Here is a 285-nt window from a genome sequence, read left to right as displayed (position 1 = left end):
GGAGGCCCTCCAGGGCGCCCTGATGGCGGGCGCTGCGATCGCCGTCGCCGCCGCGGCTCTGGCCGCAGCCGGAGGTCCGGGCGCCGCGCTGGCGACGCTCGCGGCCGAGCGGCCGGACCTGCTCGACATATCGGCTAATTCATCGGAAAGATTCTGCCTGACAGCGGGGTCTTTAAGAACTTCTTCACATTCCTGATCGGATTTCCATTGAAAGATTTCAAGCAGTTCAGCCGCTTCAAGCACAACCGACAGGGCGACATTCCGGGCTGAATGGTATTGTTTCCA

1 protein-coding gene is annotated in these 285 nt (G+C 62.1%); it reads left to right on the top strand.

From position 1 onward, the window contains the following. Window positions 1-196, top strand: a 196-nt coding sequence (locus tag MD536_RS21470) for a hypothetical protein (RefSeq protein ID WP_239603830.1), incomplete at its 5' end; no start/stop codon positions are given. Window positions 197-285: the final 89 nt, after the last annotated feature.

Origin of the sequence: Flavihumibacter cheonanensis (genome assembly GCF_022352215.1) — a bacterium.
In the GTDB taxonomy this organism is placed as follows: Bacteria; Bacteroidota; Bacteroidia; order Chitinophagales; family Chitinophagaceae; genus Flavihumibacter; species Flavihumibacter cheonanensis.
The sequence above is the reverse complement of the archived record's forward strand: the minus strand, read 5'-3'. Positions and strand labels throughout refer to the sequence as shown.